Origin of the sequence: Paracidovorax wautersii, from assembly GCF_031453675.1 — a bacterium.
GTDB lineage: Bacteria > Pseudomonadota > Gammaproteobacteria > Burkholderiales > Burkholderiaceae_C > Paracidovorax.
In genome coordinates this window covers 4,304,427-4,327,744 of sequence record NZ_JAVIZX010000001.1, presented here as the reverse complement: position 1 = coordinate 4,327,744, position 23,318 = coordinate 4,304,427, and the positions used below count along the sequence as shown (strand labels likewise).

The following is a 23,318-nucleotide window of genomic DNA, read 5'->3' as shown; positions in this document are numbered from 1 at the left end:
TCGGCCGGCCGCATTCTTCGCGCCCAGCCAGATGCAGCACTCCATCGATTCGCCGAATGCGAGCCCATTGCAAGGGCGTGATCAGATCCCTGCCGCCCGGTGCCGCGCGCAAGTGGGCTTCCCATCTGGGCCCGTAATCGTCTGGCAGGCTCATCCGGTAGTCCAGCCAGCCGGCCACCGACGACTGCCAAATGGAGGTGCGGGAGGCGCGGTAGCCACCGGAGCGGATGCGGAAGATATGCATAAACACTGTACAAATATACAGTTTCAATGCACGCTAGGGAAGCCTGGCCTGGCCGGCGTCGGGGCTGCGGCACCCGTCCTACATCTGCCGCTACACGCCGTTCCTACGATGGCTGCTCCCACAACTGGAGCAACAAAAATGTCTGATGACCCCAAGAAGACCGGCCAGGACCGTCAACTAATCAGCCTGGAGCAGCCGCATGAGGTGCGCGACTGGACCGCATCCATGAAGTGCAGTGAAGAAGAGCTGCGCCAAGCCGTTAAGGCGGTTGGCCACTCAGCCAACGCTGTGCGTGCCTACCTGCACGGTGTGAAGAAGTAGGGCGGTCTCGTGTGCAACCGCTACAAGCCGCCGCCAGACATTCGAGACATTGAGTTGGAATGGGAGATCACGGGAAAGAACCCGGGGCAAGGTGGACGGTGGTGGGACGAGGTGCTGTTTCCGCGGGGACAGGGGCCATTCATCCGGCGGGCCCACAACGATGCGGGGTACACGCGCGAGCTGGCGGTGGGCACGTGGGGGCTGATCCCGTGGTTCGCGAAGGAAGCGCGCCTGAAGTACCCCACGAACAACGCCAGGTCGGAGGAGTTGGAAGCCAAGGCGAGCTACAAGCATCCCTGGGCGCGCGGTCAGCGCTGCATCATCCCCGCCCAAGACTTTGACGAGCCGAACTGGGAGACGGGGAAGAACGTATGGTGGCGCTTTCGGCGTGCGGACGGGCGGCCGTGGGGGCTGGCGGGGCTCTGGAGCATCTGGAAAGACCCAGCCACAGGCCAGGAGCATGAGAGCTACACGATGCTGACGATCAACGCGGATGCCCACCCGCTGATGCGCCGCATGCACAAGCCTGATCCCAAACTGCCTCCGGACCGGCAGGACAAGCGCAGCGTGATCCCGCTGGCGCCAGAGGATTATGACCAGTGGCTGGCCGGCACCGTGGCGGACGCCAAAGCATTGCTGCGCGTCCCACCCGTCGATATCTTCAATGCTGCGCCTGCGGAGGCATCATGAAATACGCACTGTTCTTTGCCACCTACGAAAAGACCATCGGCGGCTGGGAGGATCTTCGGATGGCTGACACGATGGAGAGCATCAAGGCGGTCCGATTGTTTGACGCCGACTGGGCGCAAATCGTTGACCTTGAAAAGGGAGAGATGGTCTTGTCCAAATGCCGCACCCACCCAGACGTGAGGCTTGATGATGAACCTTGGAAGGATAGTTTTCTGGGAACGCAGCCCCCGCCAGAAGCCCGAATGCCGGAGCCATGGCGCACAACGCTCAGCTGGGAGCGGTACGCGAAGCTGTGGCACCTCGGCGGGCACCACTGGCTGAAGGCTCAGATCGACGCCGCCACAGTTCCTGTAGTGCCGGAGGCCTCTTCTGCGGACGAGTACCTGCAGCTCCTCGCGAAAATGCCGATGCCTGTTCGTGCGGCGCTCGGCGAGCCGCAGGAATTCGTTTGGCAACTGCAGGAGGCCGGTCTGATCGAAGCTGAAATCATCCTTGGGGAGGTGCCGGAGACAGCCAGCGCTGTCGTCCTGGCGATCACACCGAAGGGGAAGGCCGCCATTGAAGCCGCAGCGGTGCGGGGCATTGAAGGTGCTATGACCGGCGCCCGTGCGCGCTTCAACAACCCTACAGGGTCGACCGACTGAGCACGTGTTATCGGGGGCGCCGCCAGTTCCAGGGCTCAACAGCACCAGGCTCTGACCACAGCCCCCGGCCGGCACTGCGGGCTTCCGCTTCCAAGGCACGCAACTGCTCGTAGCCTTTGCCGTATCGCACGTAGTACCAAGCGAGCCCGGCGCGCACCTGCTCAGTGCCTGCATCCTGGCCACGGCACTCCACATCGGCCACGGTGCGGCCGTAGCGGTCCTTGGTCTTAGGGGTGAGGGTGGCCTGCTGCTGGAAGCACAGATCCGCCAGGTGCTGCCGGCTGCGCTGGCCGAACGGCTGGGCCTTCTCCGGTGCGTCGATGGCGGACAGCCGCACCTTCACCTGCTCATAGGCTCCAGGCTTGCCGCAGCGCGCGGTCAGGGTGTCGCCGTCGCTAACTCCGACGATGAGGCAGAGCAGTGCGGCCGAGATCACAAGCTACAGCCCATCCTCTGCACAGAGCTGGGTACGGAGTCAGGGTCGTGGATCTCGAATGATCCGGGCGGGGCTGCCGTAGAGGATGATGACCTTTTCGTTCTCCTGGAGGCGCGGCTCGAGCCCTTGAGTGACCGTTAGTAGCGCGCCATTAGAGGTGGAGACCACATACTCCATGCCTGGCTGATTGGCGCCGCCTTGCTCAATCGCGGATCCAACTAAAGCGCCAGCGACTGCACCGCCGATAGCGCCAAGTGCATTTGCTCTAGCCCCGCCGCCGATACTGGAACCGGCCACCGCTCCAGCTACACCTCCAACTGCCCCGCCGGTGCCAGTGTTGGTATTAATCGTCACAGCACGGGCGCTAATGATGATGCCCGGCACGCTCCGGTTCACCTGCCCGACCGATCCCACCGAATAGGTGCTCGGGTCGGTGGTGTTTGCACAGCCTGTAGCGGCAAGGCATAGGCAAAGAATTGCAGCACGCATGGTCACTTCTTTTCGTTAGGGAACATGGGCTTCTCAACATCAACCGACTCCACGGCCTGGAGGAACTGTTTGATGTTGTTCTGCGCCGCCCTGTTGATGGATTCGCGTGCGCGCACCATGCCGACGAACGCGTGGCTTACTGGGACCACACCCGTGGAAGCGATCTCCTGGGTATAAATGATGCTGCCGGTTGCGCGATCAATGATTTCATAGCGAGCAATCGACTTGGATGTCATCTCGAGGCCAAAGGCTGGCACGTCAAACGCCAGGATCTTCACCTGAATGCTGACTTTGTTTTTTGACTCATCCTTGAAGACCGCCATCCGATCAAGCGATTCTTGTAGCGCTTCCTTCCAGAAGTTCGTGATGCCCTCAATGCCTACAGGCATGTCGCCCTTTTTCTCCTCCGGGCGAGCCAGAGTGACCGTGATTGCCTTTACCTCGGCGTCGATCTTCTTGCTTGAGACTCCCACGTCTGGGACCGAGAAGTTCAAAGGAGGGGGAGGAGTTGCGCAGCCAGCAGCAACAACAGCGAATGAAACGGCAACCAGAAGACGGGCGAATTGCATACGACACTCCAGAATAATGTTTCTGAATGTTATCTCACGCTCCTTGCTCAAAGCTTTCACCGGAATTACAGGACAGCTCCGGTCCACACGGCCCGTCCTATGACCTCAAAGTCTGAAGCGGTTGTGTAGACCTTCGTTTTTGGCTTGAAATTCGGGTTGTCGGCCGTGGCCAGGATTCCCACGCCGTCCACGCGCTCCAAGCGCTTGATCAGCAGCTCTCCGTCGCACCGGAAGGCAAAGAGCTCGCCATTCAGTCTCTCTCGATCGCCTCTATTTACCAGCACGACAGCGCCCTCTGGAATTTTCGGCTCGTTGCTAATCCCCTCCGCCTCTACCACCACCGCATCGCCGGAAGATATGCCCATCCGGCGCAGGAAGTCCGACCGAAACACTAGGGGAGGGTGGTCGTCCTCTTCATATGTCACCTGGCCGTGTCCGTTCGAGAACCTCACATCAGCGCGGCGCACCGCAACGAACTCGGCCTTCATCGTGGTCGAGACCTCTGGCGCGTTTGCAGTGCGATTGGGTTGTGGAGGGGGTCGAAGGTCAAACCACCCGCTGTAGCCTGACAGAGCATGGGCGGCCAACACGGTTTTCTCAGTGATTGGCCGCTCTCCGCGCAGCATCTGGCCCACAAAGGCGCCATCGCGATAGCCGAGCTTTCTCCCTGCGGCAGCCTTCCCGCCTTCGCGCTCAACCATGGCCTCTAAGCGTCGCATGCGCCAGTCCTGAATTGCTTTTTCATCCATCTGAGAGACGGTAGCAGGCGCTACAAGAGCATTGGCTACTTGCATATCGGTAGCAAATGCTATAGATTCGGTGCTCATGAACTTGTCCGAGTACCTATCAAGCCCTGGAGCACTCACGGTCGCGGAGCTACGCAAGAGCATTGGCGCCCCCAGTGATGCACAGATTCGCCAATGGCAGCACGGCTATGCAAAGCGCCGTCCTGGCCCTGTGTACTGCCATCGGATCGAGCTTGCCACCTCCGGCGCAGTCTCCCGGCGCGACCTCCGCCCCGACGACTGGCACCTGATCTGGCCTGAGCTTTCCCCCTCCAAGGAGGTGGCCCATGGCTGAGCGTGGCCCATTCCAAGGCGAGGCCCACCCGGGTGAACGGGTCATCCCTGCAGCAGACAACGTGCAATCCCTGCGGCTTCTTAAAGCCTCTGCAGCAAAGCTTCGTGGCGCGCCTCGTGGGCCTGCAGTTGCTCGACCGTCATCAGCCGGGCGCCGGAGTTCGCCATGACCTGTCTGAAGCGCGCCTTGAAGGCCTCCTTGTCTTCGCATACGTCCATCAATGCGCGAACTGCAGTGCCTAGTGCTGCGGTTTCTATCTGCAACTCGTCCAGTTGTGCCGCAAACCGGTTCAAAACGAGTTCGACCTGCTCTTGGCTCATGTCCGCCCCTTTCGTTGGCGTGGTTGGTAGCAATTCCATTCTCCAGCGACTGCGGGCGGACACCAATCCCCATCGCCCCGCATAACGCGCGGCCCATCACCAACCCAACCACAAGAAGGAACCAACCATGTACGCGAACCCTGCCCACATCCGAGGCAAGAGGGTGAACCTGAGCCTGAACGACGACGAAATGCGCGTGGTGGAAGCCATCAGCGCCTTGAACAAGAAGCAGCCTTCCGCCTTCCTGCGGGAGCTGATCATGGAATCGCTCAACGTTCATGTGCATGGCGTGAATTCTGGCGGTTGTGCTACCGAAATGCGAGCGCTTCAAGCGTGACACAGGAGCGTCTTTCGAGGCGCTGAACACCACCAAATGCGTTACGGAATGAGCACTCGTGCAACCACCACATCAACCCACCACGCCGCTGGATCTCAGCGAGGCGGAGCTGGCTGCCGTCCAGGCGTATGCCGAGCAGCACGGCCTCACGCTGGACGAAGCGGCCACCGAGCTGGCGCAGCAGGCCATCGCCGCGCGCTACGTCCGTCGCAGGCCTGAGCCGGCGCGCGTCATCCAACTTCCGAGGAATCGCTGATGCAACCGAACCCTCTCGTGCGTGCGCACGATCCTCTTTCCAGCGTGCTTGCGGCTGAGCGCGCGCCCCAGTTTGCAGGCGGGCATTGCGCGCGCATCTTGGCCGCATTGCGTGGCCAGCAGGCGACGGCGCATGAGCTGCAGCGCGCCACAGGCCTGACCGTCGTGCAAATCGATCGGCGACTGCCTGAACTTCTCCGTTACGGAAAAGCGCGCGTGGTGCAGTTCAACGGCGAAGACCTCATGCGCGGCGGTGCGCGGGTGTGGGAGGCTGTGTGACTGAAGGCCAGTTCTCCCTCGTGCCTATCGAGGTCATCCTCGACAAGCGCCTGACGCTGGAGCAGACGCGCGTGCTCATCGCGCTGTTCTCGTTCCGCAACAAGGTCACGGACACCGTGTGGCCCTCTCGCGCGAAGATTGCAGAGCGTACGGGCATGCACCCCTCAAACATCAGCGCAGCCACCACGGCGCTGGTGACACTGGGCTGGCTGATGAAGGTGGGCGCAGGCGGTCATTCCAAAGCAAGCCGCTACACCTTGTGCAGCCCTGAAGTAACGGTAGCCGAACGGGCTACGGTAGCCCAATCGGCTACGGTAGCCGAACGGGCTACACGCGCAGTAGCCGAACGGGCTACTCCACCCGTAGCCGATTCGGCTAGGGGCAAAGAACAGACCATTGAAGAGACCAGTGAACAGACCAACTCGCTGCCGGCTTCGCCGACCGCGCCGAAGGTCAAAGCTGAGCCTGTTGACGAAAAGGAAACCGCACTGCAGGCCGCCTGCAAGCACACCTGGGCCGCGTACAGCAACGCCTACGAGCGCCGCTACGGCGCCAAGCCCGTGCGCAACCAGTCCGTGAACAGCAAGGTCAAGCAGTTCGTGCAGCGCATCGGCTTCGAGGAATCGCCGCTGGTGGCTGCGTTCTACGTGGACCGCGTGAGCGATTCGTTCGTGGTGCGCAAGGTGCACGACGTGGGCCTGCTGCTGTCGGGTGCCGAGGGCTACCGCACCCAGTGGGCCGCCGGCGCCGCCATGACCGGCACCCGTGCGCAGCAGATCGACCAATCCCAGTCCAACTTCGACGCCGCGGAGGAGGCCATGGCCATCCTGCGGCAGCGCCGCGCGGAGGCATCGACATGCTGAACGACCACGATCTGGACTGGCTGATCAAGCAGTTGATCGGCACATCCGAGCTGCTGGGCCAGCAGGTGTCGCCCACCGCAGCCGCCATGCTGGCCGATGACCTGTCCTGCTACCCGCGCGACGTGCTGTCGCAGGCTCTGTCCCGCGTGCGGACCGAGCACATCGGACGCCTGACGCCGAAATCCATCATAGACCGCATCGATGAAGCCATGGGCCGGCCCGGCGCCAACGAAGCCTGGGCCATGGCGCTGAACGCGCTGGACGAGCGCAAGACCGTTGTGTGGACCGTGGAGATGTCCGAAGCCTGGGGCGTGGCGCGCGACGTGGCCGCCGAGGGTGACCTGGTAGGCGCGCGCATGGCGTTCATTGGTGCATACGAGCGCTTGGTGCGCACCGCCCGCGAAGAGCGCCGCCTCCCCGAAGTCAGCGTGTCGATCGGCTGGGATGGCGAGCAGCGCGCCGTGGCCATCGAGAAGGCGGTGCAGTTGGGCTATCTGTCGCAAGACAAGGCCGCAGAGCACCTGCCGGCCCTGGGCTTCACGCCCGGGTTCCAGCCCATCGCATTGCTGACCGGCGACGTGCAGGCCGCCATCGATGCGCCGCCGGAAGTGCGCGCGCGCCTGAAAAAGTTGCGCGACGAGCTGGCCGCTGCGCCCGAGCGCCGCCGCCTGAGCCGCGAGCAGGAGCAGCGCGCCGCAGAAGAAGACCTGCAGCGCCGCAAGGCCGAAACCCAGCGCCGCGTGGATGCGGCCATTGCGAACGGAGCAGCAGCATGACCCTGCGCGACAACCTCAACGACTCAAAGGCCTGGGCGCATGCCGTGCTGGACGACGTGCGCGACGGCTTCCCGCAGCCATCCCGCGACGTGCGCCTGGCGCTGCAGATTCTCGGGGAGCCAGTGCATGCATGACCGACTACTGCAAGCAATCCCGGCTGGAGTCGCTGGCGGCCCTGGTGCTGAAGGCGGAAGCCTCGGGAACGAAGGAGGGCTGGCGCCAGTACATCGAGAGCGAGATGACGACGGCCGGCCTCACCAATCGGGAGCTGCGCGCGGAGATCGCGCGGTTGAGGTCATCGACACAACCCGCCAGTGGTGGCAAGTAGGCCATCGCGAGATGGAACTAGGAGGCTCTCTATGACTATCGCCGGCCGATCTACGGTAATGATCGCCACCCGCTTGCGGTCGTCCCATCTGCTTGCCCTGGCGGCGATGGCGATGACCATGGCTGCGGCTCAAGCTCCAGTTCGTGACGCTACTCCTGCGATTTGGAATCAGGGGCGTAAGCGTGGCGGTGCGCAGTGGAAGCAAGAGACACAGGGGCGCCGCAAATGACCCGCGATGACGTGATTCGCATGGCGCAGGAGGCGGGCATCGACTTCCAATCCCATTACGGAGTTGGGAATCGACTCAACCTGAGCACGCAGGGTAGCCAGAGCATCACGCGCATGGAGCGCTTCGCCGCCCTGGTGGCCGACGCCGAGCGCGAGAAGTCTTGCGCTGAACTGTGGAAGCAGATCGACGCTGTGCGTTACCACTGCTCGGACGCCACAAAGCAGGACGTGGCAGTGCGTGCGTTGCGCGATGCGATTGATGCCATCCGCGCAAGCGGCACAGCATGAAGCCCCGCATCCTCATGATCTCCGGCATCTGGCACTGCGGTGTGCGCGGCGCCATCGGAAAGCGCATCGGCGTCGGCTACACGCCCCTGCAGGCCTACCGGGACTGGTGCGGGGTGCGCAATGCCTGAACGCATCACCCTACGGCTATGGGAGCCTGTTCAGGCCCACAAAGCGCTGATGCACGCCTGGACCCATACCAAGGCTTGGCTGACGGCCGGACATCGTCTGGTGCTGGAGGTGCGCCCGGAGAACCGCCGCGACAACCACAACCGCCACTTCCACAGCCTCATCGGCCAAATCGCTGAGCAGCTGGGCGGTCAGCTCGCCGACGCTGAGGACGCGAAGCGGATCCTGATCTCCGCTTTCAAGATCGACACCCGCACCGATCCCGATCTGGCCGCCGAGTGGGCCAAGTTCGGCGATGTCCGCATGGGCCACGGCCTGCGCGGAGAGGTGGTGCTGATGGGCATCCAGTCTCGCGACTTCACCATCAAGCTGGCCCGCGCCTTCATCGAATGGCTGTATGCCTTCGGTGCGGAGCAGGGCGTGCAGTTCAAGCCGTGGGAGGGCGACCTGTGAAGCCCTTCGAGCCCAAGGCCCGCCCGTGCAAGACCTGCCGCCAACTGTTCGCCCCTCGCTCCACCATGCAAACCGTATGCAGCCCGCGTTGCGCGGTGAAGCACGTCAAGCAGGAGAAGGCGGCGGAACGTGCCAAGACCCGGACGCGGAAAGAGGCCATCAAGACCATCCCGCAGTTGATCCGTGAGGCGCAGGTCTGCTTCAACGCCTTCATTCGCGAGCGCGACCGCCTTGCTGGCCATTCCTGCATCTCCAGCGGCCTGCCTCTCGACTGGTCCGGGAATGCGGTGGACGCTGGGCACTACCGATCCACCGGCGCTGCGTCCCATCTCCGCTTCAACGAGGACAACTGCCACGCCCAGAGCAAGCAGGAGAACCGCTTTCTCGCCGGCAACGCGATCGACTACCGCGTGCGGCTGATCGCTCGCATCGGGCTTGCCCGCGTGGAAGCACTGGAGGCGGACAACCGGCCGCACAAGTGGACCGCCGACGAACTGCGTTCCATCCGGGACACCTACCGCCAGAAGCTCAAGGAGCTGCGGGCATGAGGCCCAAGTACCGCCCACCGCCATGCCCCGAGTGCGGCGCCTGGTCTGAGGTGCTGGAAACCCGCCGCCGCCACACCGGCGTGATCGCCCGCCGCCACGAGTGCGCAAACCTCCACCGATTCACCACGCACGAAAAAGTAACTGAGAAGGAAGCCCAGAATGCTCAATGAGAACCCGCGCACCCTGGAAGAGGCCTACGCCTCGGCCGCCAACTCCTCCGACCTGCGCTGCGAGACCCGCGACGGTGCGCCACGGGCAGACACGGATCTGCTTATCGCCGCCGGCTGGAGCCAGTCCCGTGTCGGTGGTGCGCTCCTGCGCCTGCACACGGAATGGGACGGCGCCGAGCACGCCCGCGTGGCCTCGGCCGCGGATTTCCTACAGACCGCCCAGGCCCGCCGGCCCGACGCCGCACGCGCGCCGCAGACGGCCGCCCAGGTCAAGGCATCGGCCGCGCAGCTGGCTCAGCACGCCAACGCCCAGCAGGCCAAGCTGCTGATGGGCCACCTCAAGACCCTGGCGCCGGTGCGTGAGCAGCTGGCCCTGCAGCTGTCGAAGTGGAAGGTGGCCGATGCCCACGCCGTGGCCATCGCCGTGCTGCGCTGGTGGTTGGCCCCGGCCTGTGGAGCGTGCGAGGGGCGGAAGTTCGAGCTGATCCCCGGCACCGGTCGCCTGTCCAGCAAGGTGTGCAAGTGCTGCGGCGCCACCGGCAAGGCCCGCGTTCCCCATGGTGAGCCTGGCCGCAAGCTGGCGAACTGGATGGACGACTCCGTGGCCATCGCGCGCGCATCGATGTCGAAACGCTTGCGCATGGCGAGAAGCTGATGTAAACTGCTGCCGTCGATAGCAGAGAGCGCTGCCTCTCTCGCCCGGCGACTCTCCGCGAAACGTCACCACGCAACAGCCTGGCTCCGCCTGTAGCGACGTGGGAAGACCTCGATAGGAGAACTCGCCCAAAAAAAGCCCCGAAGCAGTGATGCCCGGGGCTTTGTTGCTTTGGCTAAACTGCCTCTTTTTTGGGGAGGCGACTCATGTCCAGCAAATCCGATCGTGACAATCGTTCGAACCAGCTAAATCCTAATAATTCTGCATACGCAAGTTCGCGTGCCGGCGGGTATGACGACGAAGACTATGGTTCTTCTTCATACCGATTTACGGGCACGACCTACCATGCCCCCGAGACGTTTCCAATATGGCGACGTGAGTCTTTCATCCTTGATGTCCTCTTTGAGGATGAGACATCGGCCCACTTTGTCGTAGAAGCCGGCGAAGAGTACATGTCTTCGCGCACTGATATAGACGACATGCTTGCCGCAAGGCTGCGTTCAATGATGGCGAGAGTCGCACAGGATGCGGTGGCTGGAATGGGGCGAAGAGTCGCATTCGTTCAACTCAGGAGTAGTGACCAGAACGCGGATTGGCTTCACGAGTGGGATGGGCTCAAGTTTCTGAAAAGAGATTTGGCTTGGGCATCGCAGCGGACGCGCGATCTTTATGAGGCGGAGTTCGCTGTGACGGCTGCGCAGTTGGCCAAGAGCATGAAGGCTTTGAATGCTCATGTCCGAGCAACTCCGCCGGAGCGAACGATCATCAAGATAGATTTCCCATTACCAGCCACGGCCTAGATAGCGAAGTCGGTAGAAGCGGCAGCCCGCACGGTTCGCCCTGCGGGCTTTTTAATTTCCGCCTCATTCAGTAAGCCAGCGCTGGGCACCTGCGGGCATCGGGTGCGCTCTCCGCCGCAAGCTGTTGCGGCCAAGACTGGCACCACAGAGACGGCAGGCTCCAGCGGCGCAAGCCGTAGCCCGATGGGCGCCAGAACATGACCACACCCCGCATCCCCGCTGCCGCCACCCGCATCCCCATGGCTCATGGCTAGATACTGATGCCGCGAAGGGCGCTATAAATGCATCTTTTGAATGGGGGGAAAGATGCTTGCCGCAATAAAAGTAATCGTCTCGGCTAGCGAGGGCGGAGAAACTGGTCAGTTTCCAAGCAATGCAAGCACCACTCGTGCGCTGGATGAGTTGGAGCAATCTCAAGCCTATGCAGTGATCGGCGCCAATCCGCAAATGAAAGCAGATTGGACTGCGGCGAGGGAGAAACTCACAAATCAGGCTGACCACTCTGAGTCGGACGTTGTGACTGCTGCCAGAACAATCCTCGCGTTGTTGGAGCAGGCGCTGATCATTCAAGGAATCGGCCAAGGTCCATCAGGCGGTGGTGGTGGCACAAAAAAGTCGCCACACAAACTTAGAGAAATGGAGTTCGCTACGCACACCGCGACAGTCGGCGAACGCTGAACCACCGCTATTGATCTGCGTCAGTTCGGGAGTAAGTAATAGGCTTGAGTCCGCTGTCGCAGCCCATACATTAAGAATGTCAACGTTGCTGTGAAAGGGCGGACATGGGACAAGAACAACCCAAGAGGATGGATGCTTTTAGGCTGGTGTCATTTGAAGGGCCTGCGCCGGTTCTTCGAGAAAAGCTTTCTGCAGTCAATGGATATGTGGTCGTGGATGGCCATCACGCCAGCAAGCATTACAAGAACGCAATTCAGCTTCAAACACCAAGTGGCGATGTGATTAATCTGGATTTCAGGGACGAGGGCGCACTCGCGGTAGTCACGCATGTGTTTGGGCAGGATTCCGGCCCCTCTCCCGCCGTGGCGGACGATGAGTCGGTCAAGTTTGCCAATGCCGTCCGGCAGCAGTACCCAGATGGCGAGATTGAAGACATCGTTGAGATGTCTAACGCTGATCGAGGAATACGAAGCGCCTAGCAGTCTGTCGAGACTTCAATCGCCAGCCACCTTCGGGTGGCTTTTTCATTTGTGGATTCGATATGGCGGATCGCATTAGCGGCCGACGACTACAGTCCCGCCGCCTCAAGGTCTGGAGCAAAAATCCCTACTGCGCAATGTGCGGGAAGCTGGTGGAGTTCAACGACATCCCTGGCCGCGGCTTCCAACTCGACCACATCAAGGCCCTGAAGGCTGACAGCGGCACCGGTGAGGACATTGAGTCCAACACCCAGGTGCTGTGCTGCGGCCCGGATGGCTGCCACGCCAAGAAGACAGCGAAAGACATGGGATACCAGCTGCGCCAGGCCATTGGTCTGGACGGCTGGCCGATAGACCCGAACCCCTGAATCACCGAAGCGAGGTCTGTATGGCAGACACAGACTACGCGCGCCTGCGCATAGGCGGGCTTGGTCTCGTCTGCCTCATTGCTGAACCACGAAGGCGAGGGCGCCCCAAGGGCGTGCCCTACGTCCTGAAGGATTCAACGCCTCGGGTGTGTGGTGGGGGATGCGGACAGTCGTTCGTTCCGCGCGCGGCCCATTCCCGCTTCTGCAGTCGGAAGTGTCAGACCAAGATCAACAACCGGGACAAGCAGGCAGCCCGCCGTGACAGCACGGAACGACCATGCAACTACTGCGGCGCTAAGTTCATCCCTGAGTACGGAAGTCTGCGCCGCACCTACTGCACCACGACGTGCCGGGATGAGGCCAAGCGCAAGGTGCGAAGCGGGAGCTGCCACCGCAGGAGAGCAGAGAAAAACGGCGGCAAGTACGAACCGGTCAGCAAGCGCAAGGTCTTCGAGCGCGACGGGTGGCGCTGCTACCTCTGCGGGTGTGACACGCCCATGGCGAAGAGCGGAACCCAGGACGACTCGGCCCCGGAGTTGGACCACGTCATCCCTCTGGCTGCAGGAGGCGACCACACCTACGAGAACACGCGCTGTGCGTGCCGAAGGTGCAATAGAGCCAAGGGTGCGAGCCTGCTGGGATCGGCGATCCACGGGGCGCCTCGCAAGCCTGAGGGGCATGCCTGAAGGGATCGAGCCGGGCAAGGGGTAGGGGGGGGTGAGGGCCCGAGAAAGGGCGACCCCCTGGGAAACCGACCTGTTCCCCTTCTTCGCGCATCCACAATTCAGGATACAGGGCAATGCCACGACAAAGAACGCCGAAGGCCAAGGCCGAAGTGTCCGGGGCGGCGGCCAAGAACGCCGCTCGCTTCAAGGATCGAAAGGGGCCGAAGGGCAACCGCCCGCTGGGTGAGCCGTACGCCACCATGACCGCCGAGCAGAAGGTGGCATGGGCCGAGATCCAGTACGAGATGCCCTGGTTAACCAGCTCTGACCGGATCATGGTCCGGCTCGCATGCTCATGGATCGCCCGGATGGAAGAGGATGATCTGGGTGTTGCCGCTTCCAGTGCGCTGGCCAGCATCCTGTCCAAACTGGGTGCGACGCCCGTTGATGTCAGCAAGGTCAACCATGGCGGCAGCGAAGAAGAAGACCCCTCAGACGAGTTCTTCGGTAGACCGCACTAAGGCGTATGCCTCGGCCGTCGTGGCCGGTGAGATCGTGGCGGGCCCGCACGTGCGCAATGCATGTCGGCGCCACCTGCAGGACTTGAAGGAAGGCCGCAAGCGGGGTCTGAAATTTGACCTTGAGGCGGCGAACTATGCGTTCCGCTTTTTCGAGGGCATGTTGATGCTCTCGGAAGGGCAGTTCGAAGGAACCCCTTTTCGCCTTCATCCCAGCCAGGCTTTCATCATCGGTTCGCTGTTCGGGTGGAAGCGGGCGGACGGTACGCGCCGGTTTCGCCGGGCGTTCATCGAGCAGGGCAAGGGAAATGGCAAGAGCCCGATGGCTGGCGGCATCGGCCTGTATGGCCTGACTGCAGACCATGAGGCCGGTGCCCAGGTGTACGCTGCGGCGGCGAAGAAGGAGCAAGCGGGCATTCTGTTCTCCGACGCGGTGAAGATGGTGAAGGCTTCGAAGAAGCTGAGGCAGCGCTTGGAGTTCTCCGGGGGCGAGGGGCGCGAGTACAACATCGCATTCCATCCGAATGGCAGCTTCTTCCGTCCAGTCTCTCGCGACACCGGCAAGACCGGATCGGGACCTCGGCCCCACTTCGTGTTGGCTGATGAAGTCCACGAATTGCCGGATCGCAAGAGCATCGAAATGCTGGAACGGGGCTTCAAGTTCCGCCGGCAGCCGTTGCTGTTCATGATCACCAACAGCGGCAGCGATCGCAACTCTGTGTGCTGGGAAGAACACGAGCACGCCGTGAAGGTGGCGGCAGGACACACGGAGGCCGTGAACGACCCCACCTATGTCGGCGATGTGATCGATGACACGACGTTCAGCTTCGTGTGCTCGCTCGACCAGGGGGACGACCCCTTGCGGGATCCATCCTGCTGGGCAAAGGCGAACCCCTTGCTAGGCGTGACGATCACCGAACAGTACTTGAAGGACGTGGTTGCGCAGGCGAAGGCCATTCCCGGGCAGCTGAACGGCATTCTCCGGCTGCACTTCTGCGTGTGGACGGATGCTGACACGGCGTGGATGACCCGCGCGACGCTGGAGCCGGCCCTTGCAGACTTCGACCCGGAAGCGGAGCACGCCGGCAAGAAGGTGTTCACCGGCCTGGATCTGTCCCAGAACAGAGACATCACGGCGAAGGCCTCGGTGGTCCAGACGGGCCTGACCAAGGACAACAAGCCGACGTTCGATGCCTGGATTGAGGCATGGACACCTGGCGACACGATCCTGGCGCGCGAGCTCCGGGACAAGATGCCGTACACCGTCTGGCGCGACCAAGGATTCATCCACGCGCCCCAGGGCGAAAACATTAACTACCGGCATGTGGCCCAGACGCTGGCCGAGGATGCCGAGAAGTTCAACCTGCAGCTGGTCGCGTACGACCGCTACGCATTCAAGCGGTTCGAAGAGGCCGTTACGGAAATTGGGCTCGTGCTTGAGTTTTTGGAGCACCCGCAAGGCGGCACCAAGAAGGGCCAGCCCAGCGAGGCGATGAAGAAGGCCGCCGAAGCAAAAAAGGAGAAGCCTGAGGGCCTCTGGATGCCTGGCTCTCTGCGACTTTTGGAAGACGCCCTCCTTGAGGGTCGGATCCGGCTGCGGCGCAACCCGGTCCTCATCTCCGCAATGATGTCCGCGGTGACCGAAGAGGACAAATGGGGGCAACAGCTGGCTCGCCAAAACGCGGTCCATCAACAAGATTGACGCTGCGGTGGCGCTGTGCATGGCCTTCGGTGCGGCGAACTCCGTCGTGAGCACGCCCAAGAAGAAGCACCAGCTGATCATCATCTAACAGGCCCGCCAAGCGCGGGCCTTCTCATTGGAGTGCTGCATGGAACGTGCGTATTCGACCCTCGTGATCAAGGCCCTCAGCGACGAGGGTGGCAAGCGCACGTTCAAGGGCATCGCCTCAACTCCGTCCACCGACCGGACGGGCGACATCGTGGAGCCCAAGGGCGCCGTGTTCAAACTGCCCATCCCTTTCCTCTGGCAGCACGACAACGGCGACCCGATCGGCTGGATCACTGCCGCGCGCGTGACGGAGAAGGGCATCGAGGTCGAGGGCGAAGTTGCCCAGATCGATGAAGACGGCCCACTGAAGGAACGTCTCACGACCGCCTGGCAAATGCTGAAGGCCAAGCTGGTGCGCGGCCTGTCCGTCGGGCTCAAGCCGCTGGAGGCAGCCCGCATCGAAGGCACTTACGGCATGCGCTACACGAAGTGGCTGTGGTTCGAACTCTCCGCAGTCACGGTGCCGGCCAACGCCGACGCATCGATCACCACCATCAAGTCGCTCGACAACGCGCTGCTGGCCGCGACAGGCCACAAGCAAGACCGTGTCGTGCGGTTGTTACCTCCCGGCGTCTCGGGACAACCTCAAGCCCGCAAGGGCGTCGTTTACCTCAATCCCTGAAAGATGACCATGAAACTGACCCGTTCCCATTTCGCCTGGACCATCGTCGCCGTCGCGGCGCTTGCCTGCCTCTTCGCGCTGACCGGCCACCCGGTTGCCAACTACCTCCCGCCTGACGTGATGGCCGCCCTCGGCGCTGCCGGCGCCATGCCTTTCATGACCGGTGAAACCCGCTCGCTGCAAGACCAGATCAAGCGCTTGCAGGACACCCGCACCGCAAAGGCGCTGGAGATGGAGGGTGTGCAGAACAAGGCACTGAATGAAGGCCGCACGAAGGACGAAAGCGAGCGCGAAGCGTTCAAAGGCCTGTCCGCTGACATCGCTCAAATCGACGCCGAACTCGAAGACCTGCGCGCTCTGGAGGCGCTGCAAGTCACCAAGGCAGTGCCCGCCACCGGTGCCGGCTCCGCCGCTGGCGCAGCACCTGGCGCGGTCGCCCGCGGCGCGCTCGCCACCGGCGCCGGCCCTGCGATCCACGTCAACAAGGACGCCGATGAGAAGTTCAAGGGCCAGAACTACACCCGCATCGTGATCGCCAAGGCGCTCTCCCGTCTGGCCGACGGTGATGTGTCGCCCCTGGCTATCGCTGAAGCTCGCTGGGGCAAGACCAACCCCACGCTGATCAACGTCATGAAGGCCGCGGTGCCTGGTGGCGGCACCGGCGCGGGTGAGTGGGGCGCGGAACTGGCCGCCATCGACCAGCGCTACACCGGCGACTTCATCGAGTACCTGTACTCCCAGACGGTCTACGACAAGCTGGCCCTGCGCCAGGTGCCAGCCAACGTGCAGATCAAGGGCCAGGACGGCGCGGCCACCGCTTACTGGGTCGGCCAGTCCAAGGCCATCCCCGCCACCACGGCCGACTTCATGAACGTCACCCTGACGCCGCTGAAGGTCGCTGCTCTGGCCGTGGTATCGAACGAGCTGCTGCGCGATTCGAGCCCTGCCGCTGAGCAACTGGTTCGCGATGCCCTGGTGGAAGCCAGCTCTCAGCGCGTGGACACCACGTTCCTGAGCGCTGCCGCCGGGGTGGCGGGTGTGTCGCCCGCCGGCATCCTGAACGGCCTGACGGGCATCACGTCCGCTGGCACTGACGGTGCAGGCCTTCGTGCCGACATCAAGGCGTTGTATGCCCCTTTCATCGCGGCCAAGAACGTGAACGGTCTGCAGCTGGTGACGACGCCATCCCTGGCCAAGTCCATCCAGCTGATGACCAACGCTCTGGGCCTGGCTGAGTTCCCCACCATCAACGCATCCGGCGGCACGCTGCTGGGCGACACGGTGACGACGGGCGACAACGTGGGCGCCGGCCAGATGATCATGCTGAAGCCTTCCGACATCTACCGCATCGGCGATTCCGGCGTGCAGGTGTCCATCTCGCGCGAAGCCATGATCGAGCAAGACACTGCTCCCACCGGCGCCACTGACACGCCCACGGGCGCGTCCGCGAACTACACCTCGATGTTCCAGAGCGAGTCCACCGCCATCAAGGTGGTGCGCTCCATCAACTTCGCAAAGCGCCGTGCATCTGCCGTGGCCTTCGTGACCGGCGCCGACTACGGCGCTCCTGAGACGCCGTAAGGCAAACCGGCGGGCCCTGAATGGCCCGCCCCTCACAACCACCGCGGAGCAGCCATGCGAGAAAACCTGAAAGCAACCAAGTCGTTCACCTACGCCGGCCGCGCGCTGAAAGCCGGGGACGGCTTCACCGCCTCGCGCGTCGATGCGCGCGTGCTGCAGGCGATTGGTCGCGCTGCTCCTGCTGAGGCATACCAGACGACAGCTGTGAAGTCTGAGGTGACGAAGGCTGCCAGCCCTTCCAATCCTTTGCAGGTCGGAACGGCTGCAACGAAGCCATCCGAAGGCCTGAAAGTCGCCGACCTGAAAGCCGCTCTTGTCGCAAAGGGAATCGAGATTCCCGAAGGCGTGACGCTGAAGGCCGACCTGGCTGCATTGCTGGACGCTGCCGCCGATGAGGATGGCTCCAAGTGATGGGATTTATCCGCAATCTCGTCAGCCGCGGGGCGACGGCGCCAAGCGGCGGCGGTGATGTGGAGAAGGGCATCGTCACTGCGCAGCCGCGCGGCCTGGTGTCGCCGCACACCGATGGGGTGTGGCACGACATCACGCCGGCGCAGCCGCCCGGCTATTTTCAGATGGACATCAACGTCCGCCCGGAGACCGTGCTGTCGTTTCCTGCGGTGTTCGCCTGCGTGTCCCTGATCTACAACGACATCGGCAAGCTGCGCACGCGGTTGATGCAGCAGCAGGCCAGCGGCATCTGGACGGAGAGCGCCAACCCGGCCTACTCGCCAGTGCTGCGCCGGCCCAACCACTACCAGAATCAGATCCAGTTCAAGCAGTGGTGGATCTGTTCGAAGCTGACTTGGGGCAACACCTACGCGCTCAAGATTCGCGACGGCCGTGGTGTCGTCGTGGCGCTGTACATCCTTGACCCCGGCCTGGTCCAGCCGCTGATTGCGCCGGACGGGTCGATCTTCTATCAGCTCGGCCAGGACAACCTGTCTGGGCTGAAGGACGCCACTGTGTTCGTGCCGGCCTCGGAGATCATCCACGACCGGATGAACTGCATGTTCCACCCGCTGGTGGGCGTGTCCCCGCTGTTCGCGGCCAGCCTGCCGGCCTCCGGTGGCCTCGAAATGCTGCGCGACTCGCGACGTTTTTTCAACCAGGGCGCCAAGCCCAGCGGCCTGCTGGTGGCGCCGGGCGAAATCGCCGATGAAGACGCCAAGCGCTTGCAGACCTACTGGAACGACAACTTCACCGGGCCGAACTCGGGCAAGGTGGCCGTGGTGGGTGACAACCTCAAGTACGAGCCCATCCGCATGACGGCCTCGGACGCCCAGACCAAGGAGCAGATCACGCTCACCTCCGAGATGGTGGCGCAGGTGTTCCACGTGCCGGCGTTCAAGGTCGGCGGGCCGATCCCCGCAGGCCAGAAGGTCGGCGACCTGAACCAGATCTACTTCAACGACGCGCTGCACTCCCTCATTGAGGAAATGGAACTGTGCCTGGACGACGGCCTCTCTCTGCCGTTGGGCTATCGCACGGAACTGGAGCTGGAGAACCTCCTGCGCATGGACCCAGCTACGAATGCTGAGGTGATCGTGAAACTGGTCGGTGGCGGTGTGAAGACGCCCAACGAAGGCCGCCGCGAACTGAACCTCGCCCCACTGCTGGGTGGCGATACGGTGTACATGCAGCAACAGGACATGCCGCTTGATCAGGTACGGCTCAATCGGGTCGCGCTGGTTGATGCGCCAGCGCCACCGAAGGCTGCGAATGACCCCCAAACAGGTGATGAGAGCCTGAATGAGGAAGAGATCAAAGCGCTGGGTAGCGCACTGCTCTTCAAGCGGCTCCATGCTTAAGGCATGCAACGTGTGCAAGGCTGAGAAGCCGCGCGAAGCGTTCAGCAAGAGAGTCGCCTCAAAGGATGGCCTCTGTCACACCTGCAAGGAATGTGCTGCCGCCCGGAACCGCGCATGGCGTGCCGCAAATCCCGATGGGTATCGTCTCTGGTCCGAAAAGAATCATGGTCGAAAGCGTCAAGCGTGGGCGGACTGGAGTGCCTCGAACGGTGATCGCCGTGCCGCGAACTACGCGCGCTGGGCCAGTGAGAACAAGGGCAAGGTCTACGCCAGAAATGCCGCAAGGGTGGCTGCTCAGCTTCGTGCCACGCCCTCATGGGCTAACAAGGAAGAGATCGAGGCTGTCTACCAAAAGGCGGTGCAGATTTCTGCCGCTACGGGCGTGCGCCACGAAGTCGACCACTATTACCCCTTGAGGGGTGAGCGCGTCTGCGGATTGCACTGCGCGGAGAACCTGCGGGTGATCACTCGATCTGAGAACGCCCGAAAGAAAAACCGAATGCCAGAGGACTGCCGATGAACATCAAAGAGTTGCAGGCCCTGGTTGATGGTCTTGCCCCGGTACTGGATAGCGCGATTCGCGCGGCAGTCGAACCGCTGCAAAAGCAGATCGAAGCCGTGGAAGGCCAACTACGTGAGCGCGCGGAATGCACGAGCCTGGTCAAACAGCTTGTCGTTGACGCTGTGGCCGAACTGCCGCGCCCCAAAGATGGCGAGCCAGGCGCCAGCGTGACCGCCGAAGACCTGGCTCCCTTGGTCGCGGAGCAAGTGGCTAAGGCGGTGCAGGCCATCCCCGCGCCCAAAGACGGCGCAAGCGTCACTGCCGAGGACGTCGTCCCTATGCTGGCCGAGTTGGTGAAGAGCGCCGTGGCCGAAATTCCGGCCCCGAAGGATGGCAAGGATGCTGATCCTGAAGAAGTCGCTGCGCTGGTTGCGAAGGCCGTCGCGGAGATCCCCAAGCCGCAGGATGGCCGAAGCGTCACTCTTGAGGATGTGGCCCCCCTGGTAAGCGAAGAGGTGTCGAAGGCGGTTGCTTCGATTCCTCGTCCGAAAGACGGCGAGTCCGTCCCGGCCGATGCAGTGCAGCGCATGGTGGACGAAGCCGTCACCAAGGCGCTGAGCGCCGTGGCCGCGCCGAAGGACGGCGCGCCAGGCCGCGATGCTCTGCAACTGGAATTGCAGCCGGCGATCGACCTGGAGAAGACCTACGCTCGCGGCACCTACGCTAAGCATGCCGGTGGCCTCTGGCGCGCCTTCGAGGCCACTAAGGGCCTGCACGGCTGGGAATGCGTTGTGGACGGAATCGCTGATCTGCGGATCGACCAGGACGGCCGCGAATTCACGTTGGTGGCACGCACGTCGAGCGGCGCCGAGGTTGCCAAGAGCATCAAGCTCGCCGCCCTGGTGGACAAGGGCGTGTTCAAGGCGGGCACCGACTACGAAGCAGGCGACGGGGTGACCTGGGGCGGCTCGTTCTTCATCGCGCAGAAGGATGCGCCCACGGGCCACCCTGGCGAGCCCGGATCGAACGGCTGGCGCTTGGCGGTGAAGCGCGGGCGCGACGCGACCAAGGGAGTTTCGGTATGACCCCGCTCGCCACTCTCGAAGAGGTGAAGCAACACCTGCGCATCGACGGCCCGGACGCGGACGGCGACCTGACCCTCAAGCTGGCCGCGGCATGCGAGCGCGTCACCCTCCATCTCAACGGCGTGTCGCCTTACCTGCCGGCGGAAGAGGGCGCAGACGCCCAGGTGCGGCCCACCGTGCGCGCCGCGGTACTCCTGCTGGTCGGCTACCTCTACCGCTACCCGAGCGGCGACGAGAAGAAAGCGTTTGAAGACGGCCGGCTGCCGCCGCCGATCACCGCGCTGCTCGCCCCGCTGCGCAGAAAGGTGCTCGCATGACGCTAGACGCCGGAGACCTGAACCGCCGCATCACCATCCAGCGCAAGGGCGCAGGCACCGACGACTGGGGCACGCCCCTGCCGGATGCCTGGGACGACGTGACCAAGGCCTGGGCCAGCATCCGCAACCTGTCGGGCCTCGGCGCGATCAAGGCTGACGCCGAGGCCTCCATCGTGAAAACGTCCATCCGCATCCGTTACCGCACCGACATTGCCGCCGGCATGCGCGTGCTGCACGGCGGAGTGAATTACTCCATCGTCGCTGTGTTGCCCGACGCCGCTGGGCGCGAGCACTTGGACCTTGTTTGTGAGGTGGTGACGTGATCACGGCCTCGTTCGACTTCAGCCGCATCAACGCGCGCATGGACAGGGTGAAGGACGCCGCGAAGAAGGCGGCGCGTCCAGCAGCCCAGGCTGGAGCGCAGGTGTTTTACGACGAGGTGCGACAGCGCGCCCCGGTCTCCGACAAGCCGCACAGCACGAAGGGCAAGAAGCAGACGTTTCAGCCCGGAAATCTGCGCGACAGAATCTATCAGGCCTACATGCGCGAGCAGTCCGGCGACGGATCGGCGCGCTATCGCATCTCGTGGAACCGGAAGGACGCTTTCTACGCCCGATTCGTGGAGTTCGGCACCAGCCGCATGGCCGCGCAACCATTCCTTCGGCCCGGCTATGACGCTGTGCGAGATGCGGCGGTCCTGGCCGCGAAAGAGACGATGAGAGAACGCATCAAGGTGGGCCTGTCATGACCATGGAAGTCCTCATTCGTGACGCGCTGCGACCGTTAGTCGCTGGCGGCGTCCACTGGAATGTCGCGCCTCACGACGCGATAGCCCCACGGTTCGTTTGCCAACAGGTGGGAGGCAAGGGCCTCAACTACGTCGATGACGCGGTGCCCGACAAGCAGAACGCCCGCATCCAGGTGGCCGCATGGGCGGGCACGCCGGCGGAGGCGAAGAGCCTGATTCTTCAGGCGGAGACCGCGCTGATCCTTGCTGAAGGACTCCAGTGCGAAACGCTGGGCGCCGCCATTGGCACCTACGAGCCAGACACGAAGCTCCACGGAGCCCGACAAGACTTTTCCATCTGGGGAGCCCGATGAGCCCACACACCAAGACCCTGCACGAAGCGCTGATCCGCCTCGCGAAGGGCGCAATTTCCGCCTGGGAGGCATGGCTGCAAAAGCAAGCCTGACCTCCCGATCCATCACCCTGCCTCGCAGGCCTGCCACTCCCGCCGGGACTCGCAGCCATGACGCCTCGCAGAAATCGGCCCCGCAAGGGGCTTTTTTCATCGCGAAAGGCCCACCATGGCTCAACTCCCGAAAGGCGCAACGTTCGCCATCGCTACGGGCTTCGGCCCGTCCATCGTTGTCACTGACATCAGCAATGCCGCAGAGGGCGTTGTCACCGCGGCGGCCCACGGCTTGGCCGACGGCGACATCGTGGAACTGACGACTGGCTGGACCAAGCTCAACCGTCGCATCTTCAAGGTGGATCAGCTGTCCGCCACCACGTTTGCCCTGGTGAACATCGACACCACCAGCACCGCCTCGTTCCCGCCAGGCTCCAGCGCTGGCTCGTTCCGCAAGATCACGGCATGGACGCAGGTGCCGAAGGTCATGAACCCCAACACCAGCGGCGGCGAGCCCAAGCCCGTGACGTACGAGTTCTTGGAAGACGAGAACGAGTACCAGATCAACAACGGCTTCAGCGCGACCGGCTACACGATCGAGATCGATGACGACATCGAGACCCCCGGCTACGCCGCCGTGCTGAAGGCGTCGGACGAGCAGTCCGAGACCGCCCTGCGCATCCTGATGAAGGGCAACAAGAACCCCACGTACATGCCCTGCTATGTGGCCATGAACCCCATCCCTGTGCTGCAAGAAGGCCAGATCAACCGTCTGCGTGTGTCCTTCAATGGCCGCGCACGCCCCACGCGCTACAGCGGCACCGTCGCCTGATCTCGCGCTGCCACCGGCCCTCCGGGGCCTTTTCATGCC

40 protein-coding genes are annotated in these 23,318 nt (G+C 63.1%); 35 read left to right on the top strand and 5 right to left on the bottom strand.

Going from position 1 to position 23,318, the window contains the following annotated elements:
• Nucleotides 1-382 precede the first annotated feature (382 nt).
• Genes QE399_RS19585 through QE399_RS19575 form a run of 3 tightly spaced genes read left to right on the top strand, consistent with a single transcriptional unit; the run spans nucleotide 383 to nucleotide 1,899 of the window.
• Nucleotides 383-565, top strand: a complete 183-nt coding sequence (locus tag QE399_RS19585) for a DUF3606 domain-containing protein (RefSeq protein WP_309831448.1) — start codon at nucleotides 383-385, stop codon at nucleotides 563-565.
• 9 nt (nucleotides 566-574) lie between these two features.
• Complete coding sequence (locus QE399_RS19580; RefSeq protein ID WP_405043982.1) at nucleotides 575-1,255, top strand: SOS response-associated peptidase; 681 nt, start codon at nucleotides 575-577, stop codon at nucleotides 1,253-1,255.
• Entirely contained in the window at nucleotides 1,252-1,899 is a 648-nt protein-coding gene (locus tag QE399_RS19575) for a hypothetical protein (protein WP_309831445.1), read from the top strand. The genes QE399_RS19580 and QE399_RS19575 overlap by 4 nt, the downstream gene beginning before the upstream one ends.
• A 7-nt stretch (nucleotides 1,900-1,906) precedes the next feature.
• Here QE399_RS19575 and QE399_RS19570 read toward each other — a convergent pair whose 3' ends face one another.
• From QE399_RS19570 to QE399_RS19555, 4 genes are all read right to left on the bottom strand, one after another.
• On the bottom strand, nucleotides 1,907-2,335 hold the full coding sequence (locus tag QE399_RS19570; RefSeq protein WP_309831442.1) for a thermonuclease family protein: 429 nt from the start codon (nucleotides 2,333-2,335) through the stop codon (nucleotides 1,907-1,909).
• A gap of 39 nt (nucleotides 2,336-2,374) precedes the next feature.
• On the bottom strand, nucleotides 2,375-2,824 hold the full coding sequence (locus tag QE399_RS19565) for a glycine zipper 2TM domain-containing protein (protein ID WP_309831440.1): 450 nt from the start codon (nucleotides 2,822-2,824) through the stop codon (nucleotides 2,375-2,377).
• Between the two features lie 2 nt (nucleotides 2,825-2,826).
• Nucleotides 2,827-3,393 carry a UDP-N-acetylglucosamine acyltransferase gene (locus QE399_RS19560; RefSeq protein ID WP_309831438.1) on the bottom strand — a complete coding sequence of 189 codons (567 nt, stop codon included), beginning with the start codon at nucleotides 3,391-3,393 and terminating at the stop codon, nucleotides 2,827-2,829.
• Nucleotides 3,394-3,458: 65 nt separating this feature from the next.
• Complete coding sequence (locus QE399_RS19555) at nucleotides 3,459-4,220, bottom strand: S24 family peptidase (RefSeq protein ID WP_309831437.1); 762 nt, start codon at nucleotides 4,218-4,220, stop codon at nucleotides 3,459-3,461.
• Here QE399_RS19555 and QE399_RS19550 point away from each other — a divergent pair.
• Nucleotides 4,219-4,473 (top strand): transcriptional regulator, encoded by a 255-nt coding sequence (locus tag QE399_RS19550; RefSeq protein WP_309831435.1) that lies wholly within the window; start codon nucleotides 4,219-4,221, stop codon nucleotides 4,471-4,473. The genes QE399_RS19555 and QE399_RS19550 overlap by 2 nt on opposite strands.
• Nucleotides 4,474-4,553: 80 nt before the next feature.
• Here QE399_RS19550 and QE399_RS19545 read toward each other — a convergent pair whose 3' ends face one another.
• The gene (locus QE399_RS19545) at nucleotides 4,554-4,793 is read right to left on the bottom strand and encodes a hypothetical protein (protein ID WP_309831433.1); all 240 of its coding nucleotides are present in this window, start codon (nucleotides 4,791-4,793) and stop codon (nucleotides 4,554-4,556) included.
• A gap of 127 nt (nucleotides 4,794-4,920) precedes the next feature.
• On the opposite strand from QE399_RS19545, the gene QE399_RS19540 reads away from it, so the two are divergent.
• From QE399_RS19540 to QE399_RS19400, 31 genes are all read left to right on the top strand, one after another.
• Nucleotides 4,921-5,130: a hypothetical protein gene (locus QE399_RS19540; protein WP_309831431.1), complete on the top strand. Its 210-nt coding sequence runs from the start codon at nucleotides 4,921-4,923 to the stop codon at nucleotides 5,128-5,130.
• Nucleotides 5,131-5,188: 58 nt separating this feature from the next.
• Nucleotides 5,189-5,386: a hypothetical protein gene (locus QE399_RS19535; protein WP_309831429.1), complete on the top strand. Its 198-nt coding sequence runs from the start codon at nucleotides 5,189-5,191 to the stop codon at nucleotides 5,384-5,386.
• Nucleotides 5,386-5,664, top strand: a complete 279-nt coding sequence (locus QE399_RS19530) for a hypothetical protein (RefSeq protein ID WP_309831427.1) — start codon at nucleotides 5,386-5,388, stop codon at nucleotides 5,662-5,664. The genes QE399_RS19535 and QE399_RS19530 overlap by 1 nt, the downstream gene beginning before the upstream one ends.
• Nucleotides 5,661-6,527 (top strand): helix-turn-helix domain-containing protein, encoded by an 867-nt coding sequence (locus QE399_RS19525; protein WP_309831425.1) that lies wholly within the window; start codon nucleotides 5,661-5,663, stop codon nucleotides 6,525-6,527. Before QE399_RS19530 ends, QE399_RS19525 begins: the two co-directional genes overlap by 4 nt.
• Nucleotides 6,521-7,303, top strand: a complete 783-nt coding sequence (locus QE399_RS19520) for a hypothetical protein (protein ID WP_309831423.1) — start codon at nucleotides 6,521-6,523, stop codon at nucleotides 7,301-7,303. Before QE399_RS19525 ends, QE399_RS19520 begins: the two co-directional genes overlap by 7 nt.
• Nucleotides 7,300-7,437 (top strand): hypothetical protein, encoded by a 138-nt coding sequence (locus QE399_RS19515; RefSeq protein WP_309831421.1) that lies wholly within the window; start codon nucleotides 7,300-7,302, stop codon nucleotides 7,435-7,437. The genes QE399_RS19520 and QE399_RS19515 overlap by 4 nt, the downstream gene beginning before the upstream one ends.
• The gene (locus QE399_RS19510; protein WP_309831419.1) at nucleotides 7,434-7,631 is read left to right on the top strand and encodes a hypothetical protein; all 198 of its coding nucleotides are present in this window, start codon (nucleotides 7,434-7,436) and stop codon (nucleotides 7,629-7,631) included. Before QE399_RS19515 ends, QE399_RS19510 begins: the two co-directional genes overlap by 4 nt.
• Nucleotides 7,632-7,856: 225 nt before the next feature.
• Complete coding sequence (locus tag QE399_RS19505; RefSeq protein ID WP_309831417.1) at nucleotides 7,857-8,147, top strand: hypothetical protein; 291 nt, start codon at nucleotides 7,857-7,859, stop codon at nucleotides 8,145-8,147.
• A complete protein-coding gene (locus QE399_RS19500; protein ID WP_309831414.1) occupies nucleotides 8,144-8,275 on the top strand; it encodes a hypothetical protein in 132 nt (43 codons plus the stop codon). Before QE399_RS19505 ends, QE399_RS19500 begins: the two co-directional genes overlap by 4 nt.
• Nucleotides 8,268-8,726 (top strand): recombination protein NinB, encoded by a 459-nt coding sequence (locus QE399_RS19495; RefSeq protein WP_309831412.1) that lies wholly within the window; start codon nucleotides 8,268-8,270, stop codon nucleotides 8,724-8,726. Before QE399_RS19500 ends, QE399_RS19495 begins: the two co-directional genes overlap by 8 nt.
• Nucleotides 8,723-9,274 carry a recombination protein NinG gene (locus tag QE399_RS19490; RefSeq protein WP_309831410.1) on the top strand — a complete coding sequence of 184 codons (552 nt, stop codon included), beginning with the start codon at nucleotides 8,723-8,725 and terminating at the stop codon, nucleotides 9,272-9,274. The genes QE399_RS19495 and QE399_RS19490 overlap by 4 nt, the downstream gene beginning before the upstream one ends.
• A complete protein-coding gene (locus tag QE399_RS20820) occupies nucleotides 9,271-9,444 on the top strand; it encodes an NrdR family transcriptional regulator (protein WP_473094001.1) in 174 nt (57 codons plus the stop codon). The genes QE399_RS19490 and QE399_RS20820 overlap by 4 nt, the downstream gene beginning before the upstream one ends.
• On the top strand, nucleotides 9,434-10,099 hold the full coding sequence (locus tag QE399_RS19485; protein ID WP_309831409.1) for a hypothetical protein: 666 nt from the start codon (nucleotides 9,434-9,436) through the stop codon (nucleotides 10,097-10,099). Before QE399_RS20820 ends, QE399_RS19485 begins: the two co-directional genes overlap by 11 nt.
• A gap of 206 nt (nucleotides 10,100-10,305) precedes the next feature.
• Nucleotides 10,306-10,899 (top strand): hypothetical protein, encoded by a 594-nt coding sequence (locus QE399_RS19480; RefSeq protein ID WP_309831407.1) that lies wholly within the window; start codon nucleotides 10,306-10,308, stop codon nucleotides 10,897-10,899.
• Nucleotides 10,900-11,193: 294 nt separating this feature from the next.
• Nucleotides 11,194-11,577, top strand: a complete 384-nt coding sequence (locus tag QE399_RS19475) for a hypothetical protein (protein WP_309831405.1) — start codon at nucleotides 11,194-11,196, stop codon at nucleotides 11,575-11,577.
• A gap of 104 nt (nucleotides 11,578-11,681) precedes the next feature.
• Nucleotides 11,682-12,056 carry a hypothetical protein gene (locus QE399_RS19470; protein WP_309831403.1) on the top strand — a complete coding sequence of 125 codons (375 nt, stop codon included), beginning with the start codon at nucleotides 11,682-11,684 and terminating at the stop codon, nucleotides 12,054-12,056.
• A gap of 62 nt (nucleotides 12,057-12,118) precedes the next feature.
• Nucleotides 12,119-12,424, top strand: a complete 306-nt coding sequence (locus QE399_RS19465; RefSeq protein ID WP_309831401.1) for an HNH endonuclease signature motif containing protein — start codon at nucleotides 12,119-12,121, stop codon at nucleotides 12,422-12,424.
• A gap of 20 nt (nucleotides 12,425-12,444) precedes the next feature.
• Nucleotides 12,445-13,110: an HNH endonuclease gene (locus QE399_RS20795; protein ID WP_405043974.1), complete on the top strand. Its 666-nt coding sequence runs from the start codon at nucleotides 12,445-12,447 to the stop codon at nucleotides 13,108-13,110.
• Between the two features lie 113 nt (nucleotides 13,111-13,223).
• Entirely contained in the window at nucleotides 13,224-13,610 is a 387-nt protein-coding gene (locus tag QE399_RS19460) for a hypothetical protein (RefSeq protein ID WP_309831399.1), read from the top strand.
• Entirely contained in the window at nucleotides 13,555-15,309 is a 1,755-nt protein-coding gene (locus QE399_RS19455; RefSeq protein ID WP_309831397.1) for a terminase large subunit, read from the top strand. Before QE399_RS19460 ends, QE399_RS19455 begins: the two co-directional genes overlap by 56 nt.
• 127 nt (nucleotides 15,310-15,436) lie before the next feature.
• Nucleotides 15,437-16,018 carry an HK97 family phage prohead protease gene (locus QE399_RS19450; RefSeq protein WP_309831395.1) on the top strand — a complete coding sequence of 194 codons (582 nt, stop codon included), beginning with the start codon at nucleotides 15,437-15,439 and terminating at the stop codon, nucleotides 16,016-16,018.
• A 9-nt stretch (nucleotides 16,019-16,027) separates the two neighbouring features.
• Nucleotides 16,028-17,599, top strand: coding sequence for a phage major capsid protein (locus QE399_RS19445; RefSeq protein ID WP_309831393.1), 1,572 nt, complete (start codon nucleotides 16,028-16,030; stop codon nucleotides 17,597-17,599).
• A gap of 54 nt (nucleotides 17,600-17,653) precedes the next feature.
• Complete coding sequence (locus QE399_RS19440) at nucleotides 17,654-18,010, top strand: hypothetical protein (protein WP_309831391.1); 357 nt, start codon at nucleotides 17,654-17,656, stop codon at nucleotides 18,008-18,010.
• The gene (locus QE399_RS19435) at nucleotides 18,010-19,410 is read left to right on the top strand and encodes a phage portal protein (protein WP_309831389.1); all 1,401 of its coding nucleotides are present in this window, start codon (nucleotides 18,010-18,012) and stop codon (nucleotides 19,408-19,410) included. The genes QE399_RS19440 and QE399_RS19435 overlap by 1 nt, the downstream gene beginning before the upstream one ends.
• Nucleotides 19,403-19,930 carry a hypothetical protein gene (locus QE399_RS19430; protein WP_309831387.1) on the top strand — a complete coding sequence of 176 codons (528 nt, stop codon included), beginning with the start codon at nucleotides 19,403-19,405 and terminating at the stop codon, nucleotides 19,928-19,930. Before QE399_RS19435 ends, QE399_RS19430 begins: the two co-directional genes overlap by 8 nt.
• Nucleotides 19,927-20,997, top strand: a complete 1,071-nt coding sequence (locus QE399_RS19425) for a phage portal protein (protein ID WP_309831385.1) — start codon at nucleotides 19,927-19,929, stop codon at nucleotides 20,995-20,997. The genes QE399_RS19430 and QE399_RS19425 overlap by 4 nt, the downstream gene beginning before the upstream one ends.
• Nucleotides 20,994-21,314 (top strand): head-tail connector protein, encoded by a 321-nt coding sequence (locus QE399_RS19420; protein ID WP_309831383.1) that lies wholly within the window; start codon nucleotides 20,994-20,996, stop codon nucleotides 21,312-21,314. The genes QE399_RS19425 and QE399_RS19420 overlap by 4 nt, the downstream gene beginning before the upstream one ends.
• Complete coding sequence (locus QE399_RS19415; protein ID WP_309831380.1) at nucleotides 21,311-21,637, top strand: phage head closure protein; 327 nt, start codon at nucleotides 21,311-21,313, stop codon at nucleotides 21,635-21,637. Before QE399_RS19420 ends, QE399_RS19415 begins: the two co-directional genes overlap by 4 nt.
• Entirely contained in the window at nucleotides 21,634-22,062 is a 429-nt protein-coding gene (locus QE399_RS19410; protein WP_309831378.1) for an HK97-gp10 family putative phage morphogenesis protein, read from the top strand. Before QE399_RS19415 ends, QE399_RS19410 begins: the two co-directional genes overlap by 4 nt.
• Nucleotides 22,059-22,415, top strand: coding sequence for a tail completion protein gp17 (gene gp17, locus QE399_RS19405; protein WP_309831376.1), 357 nt, complete (start codon nucleotides 22,059-22,061; stop codon nucleotides 22,413-22,415). Before QE399_RS19410 ends, gp17 begins: the two co-directional genes overlap by 4 nt.
• A 207-nt stretch (nucleotides 22,416-22,622) precedes the next feature.
• A complete protein-coding gene (locus QE399_RS19400; protein WP_309831374.1) occupies nucleotides 22,623-23,279 on the top strand; it encodes a phage tail tube protein in 657 nt (218 codons plus the stop codon).
• Nucleotides 23,280-23,318: the final 39 nt, after the last annotated feature.

Excerpts from the sequence above, each read along its gene's own strand:
- QE399_RS19430 (WP_309831387.1), top strand. The coding sequence starts at position 19,403 with ATGCTTAAGGCATGCAACGTGTGCAAGGCTGAGAAGCCGCGCGAAGCG.
- QE399_RS19455 (WP_309831397.1), top strand. The coding sequence starts at position 13,555 with ATGGCGGCAGCGAAGAAGAAGACCCCTCAGACGAGTTCTTCGGTAGAC.
- QE399_RS19530 (WP_309831427.1), top strand. The coding sequence starts at position 5,386 with ATGCAACCGAACCCTCTCGTGCGTGCGCACGATCCTCTTTCCAGCGTG.
- QE399_RS20795 (WP_405043974.1), top strand. The coding sequence starts at position 12,445 with ATGGCAGACACAGACTACGCGCGCCTGCGCATAGGCGGGCTTGGTCTC.
- QE399_RS19510 (WP_309831419.1), top strand. The coding sequence starts at position 7,434 with ATGACCGACTACTGCAAGCAATCCCGGCTGGAGTCGCTGGCGGCCCTG.
- QE399_RS19575 (WP_309831445.1), top strand. The coding sequence starts at position 1,252 with ATGAAATACGCACTGTTCTTTGCCACCTACGAAAAGACCATCGGCGGC.
- QE399_RS19480 (WP_309831407.1), top strand. The coding sequence starts at position 10,306 with ATGTCCAGCAAATCCGATCGTGACAATCGTTCGAACCAGCTAAATCCT.
- QE399_RS19550 (WP_309831435.1), top strand. The coding sequence starts at position 4,219 with ATGAACTTGTCCGAGTACCTATCAAGCCCTGGAGCACTCACGGTCGCG.
- gp17 (WP_309831376.1), top strand. The coding sequence starts at position 22,059 with ATGACCATGGAAGTCCTCATTCGTGACGCGCTGCGACCGTTAGTCGCT.
- QE399_RS20820 (WP_473094001.1), top strand. The coding sequence starts at position 9,271 with ATGAGGCCCAAGTACCGCCCACCGCCATGCCCCGAGTGCGGCGCCTGG.
- QE399_RS19475 (WP_309831405.1), top strand. The coding sequence starts at position 11,194 with ATGGGGGGAAAGATGCTTGCCGCAATAAAAGTAATCGTCTCGGCTAGC.
- QE399_RS19520 (WP_309831423.1), top strand. The coding sequence starts at position 6,521 with ATGCTGAACGACCACGATCTGGACTGGCTGATCAAGCAGTTGATCGGC.
- QE399_RS19420 (WP_309831383.1), top strand. The coding sequence starts at position 20,994 with ATGACCCCGCTCGCCACTCTCGAAGAGGTGAAGCAACACCTGCGCATC.
- QE399_RS19560 (WP_309831438.1), bottom strand. The coding sequence starts at position 3,393 with ATGCAATTCGCCCGTCTTCTGGTTGCCGTTTCATTCGCTGTTGTTGCT.
- QE399_RS19450 (WP_309831395.1), top strand. The coding sequence starts at position 15,437 with ATGGAACGTGCGTATTCGACCCTCGTGATCAAGGCCCTCAGCGACGAG.
- QE399_RS19425 (WP_309831385.1), top strand. The coding sequence starts at position 19,927 with ATGAACATCAAAGAGTTGCAGGCCCTGGTTGATGGTCTTGCCCCGGTA.
- QE399_RS19465 (WP_309831401.1), top strand. The coding sequence starts at position 12,119 with ATGGCGGATCGCATTAGCGGCCGACGACTACAGTCCCGCCGCCTCAAG.
- QE399_RS19500 (WP_309831414.1), top strand. The coding sequence starts at position 8,144 with ATGAAGCCCCGCATCCTCATGATCTCCGGCATCTGGCACTGCGGTGTG.
- QE399_RS19470 (WP_309831403.1), top strand. The coding sequence starts at position 11,682 with ATGGGACAAGAACAACCCAAGAGGATGGATGCTTTTAGGCTGGTGTCA.
- QE399_RS19435 (WP_309831389.1), top strand. The coding sequence starts at position 18,010 with ATGGGATTTATCCGCAATCTCGTCAGCCGCGGGGCGACGGCGCCAAGC.
- QE399_RS19505 (WP_309831417.1), top strand. The coding sequence starts at position 7,857 with ATGACCCGCGATGACGTGATTCGCATGGCGCAGGAGGCGGGCATCGAC.
- QE399_RS19445 (WP_309831393.1), top strand. The coding sequence starts at position 16,028 with ATGAAACTGACCCGTTCCCATTTCGCCTGGACCATCGTCGCCGTCGCG.
- QE399_RS19555 (WP_309831437.1), bottom strand. The coding sequence starts at position 4,220 with ATGAGCACCGAATCTATAGCATTTGCTACCGATATGCAAGTAGCCAAT.
- QE399_RS19400 (WP_309831374.1), top strand. The coding sequence starts at position 22,623 with ATGGCTCAACTCCCGAAAGGCGCAACGTTCGCCATCGCTACGGGCTTC.
- QE399_RS19440 (WP_309831391.1), top strand. The coding sequence starts at position 17,654 with ATGCGAGAAAACCTGAAAGCAACCAAGTCGTTCACCTACGCCGGCCGC.
- QE399_RS19540 (WP_309831431.1), top strand. The coding sequence starts at position 4,921 with ATGTACGCGAACCCTGCCCACATCCGAGGCAAGAGGGTGAACCTGAGC.
- QE399_RS19565 (WP_309831440.1), bottom strand. The coding sequence starts at position 2,824 with ATGCGTGCTGCAATTCTTTGCCTATGCCTTGCCGCTACAGGCTGTGCA.
- QE399_RS19415 (WP_309831380.1), top strand. The coding sequence starts at position 21,311 with ATGACGCTAGACGCCGGAGACCTGAACCGCCGCATCACCATCCAGCGC.
- QE399_RS19545 (WP_309831433.1), bottom strand. The coding sequence starts at position 4,793 with ATGAGCCAAGAGCAGGTCGAACTCGTTTTGAACCGGTTTGCGGCACAA.
- QE399_RS19460 (WP_309831399.1), top strand. The coding sequence starts at position 13,224 with ATGCCACGACAAAGAACGCCGAAGGCCAAGGCCGAAGTGTCCGGGGCG.
- QE399_RS19495 (WP_309831412.1), top strand. The coding sequence starts at position 8,268 with ATGCCTGAACGCATCACCCTACGGCTATGGGAGCCTGTTCAGGCCCAC.
- QE399_RS19585 (WP_309831448.1), top strand. The coding sequence starts at position 383 with ATGTCTGATGACCCCAAGAAGACCGGCCAGGACCGTCAACTAATCAGC.
- QE399_RS19485 (WP_309831409.1), top strand. The coding sequence starts at position 9,434 with ATGCTCAATGAGAACCCGCGCACCCTGGAAGAGGCCTACGCCTCGGCC.
- QE399_RS19515 (WP_309831421.1), top strand. The coding sequence starts at position 7,300 with ATGACCCTGCGCGACAACCTCAACGACTCAAAGGCCTGGGCGCATGCC.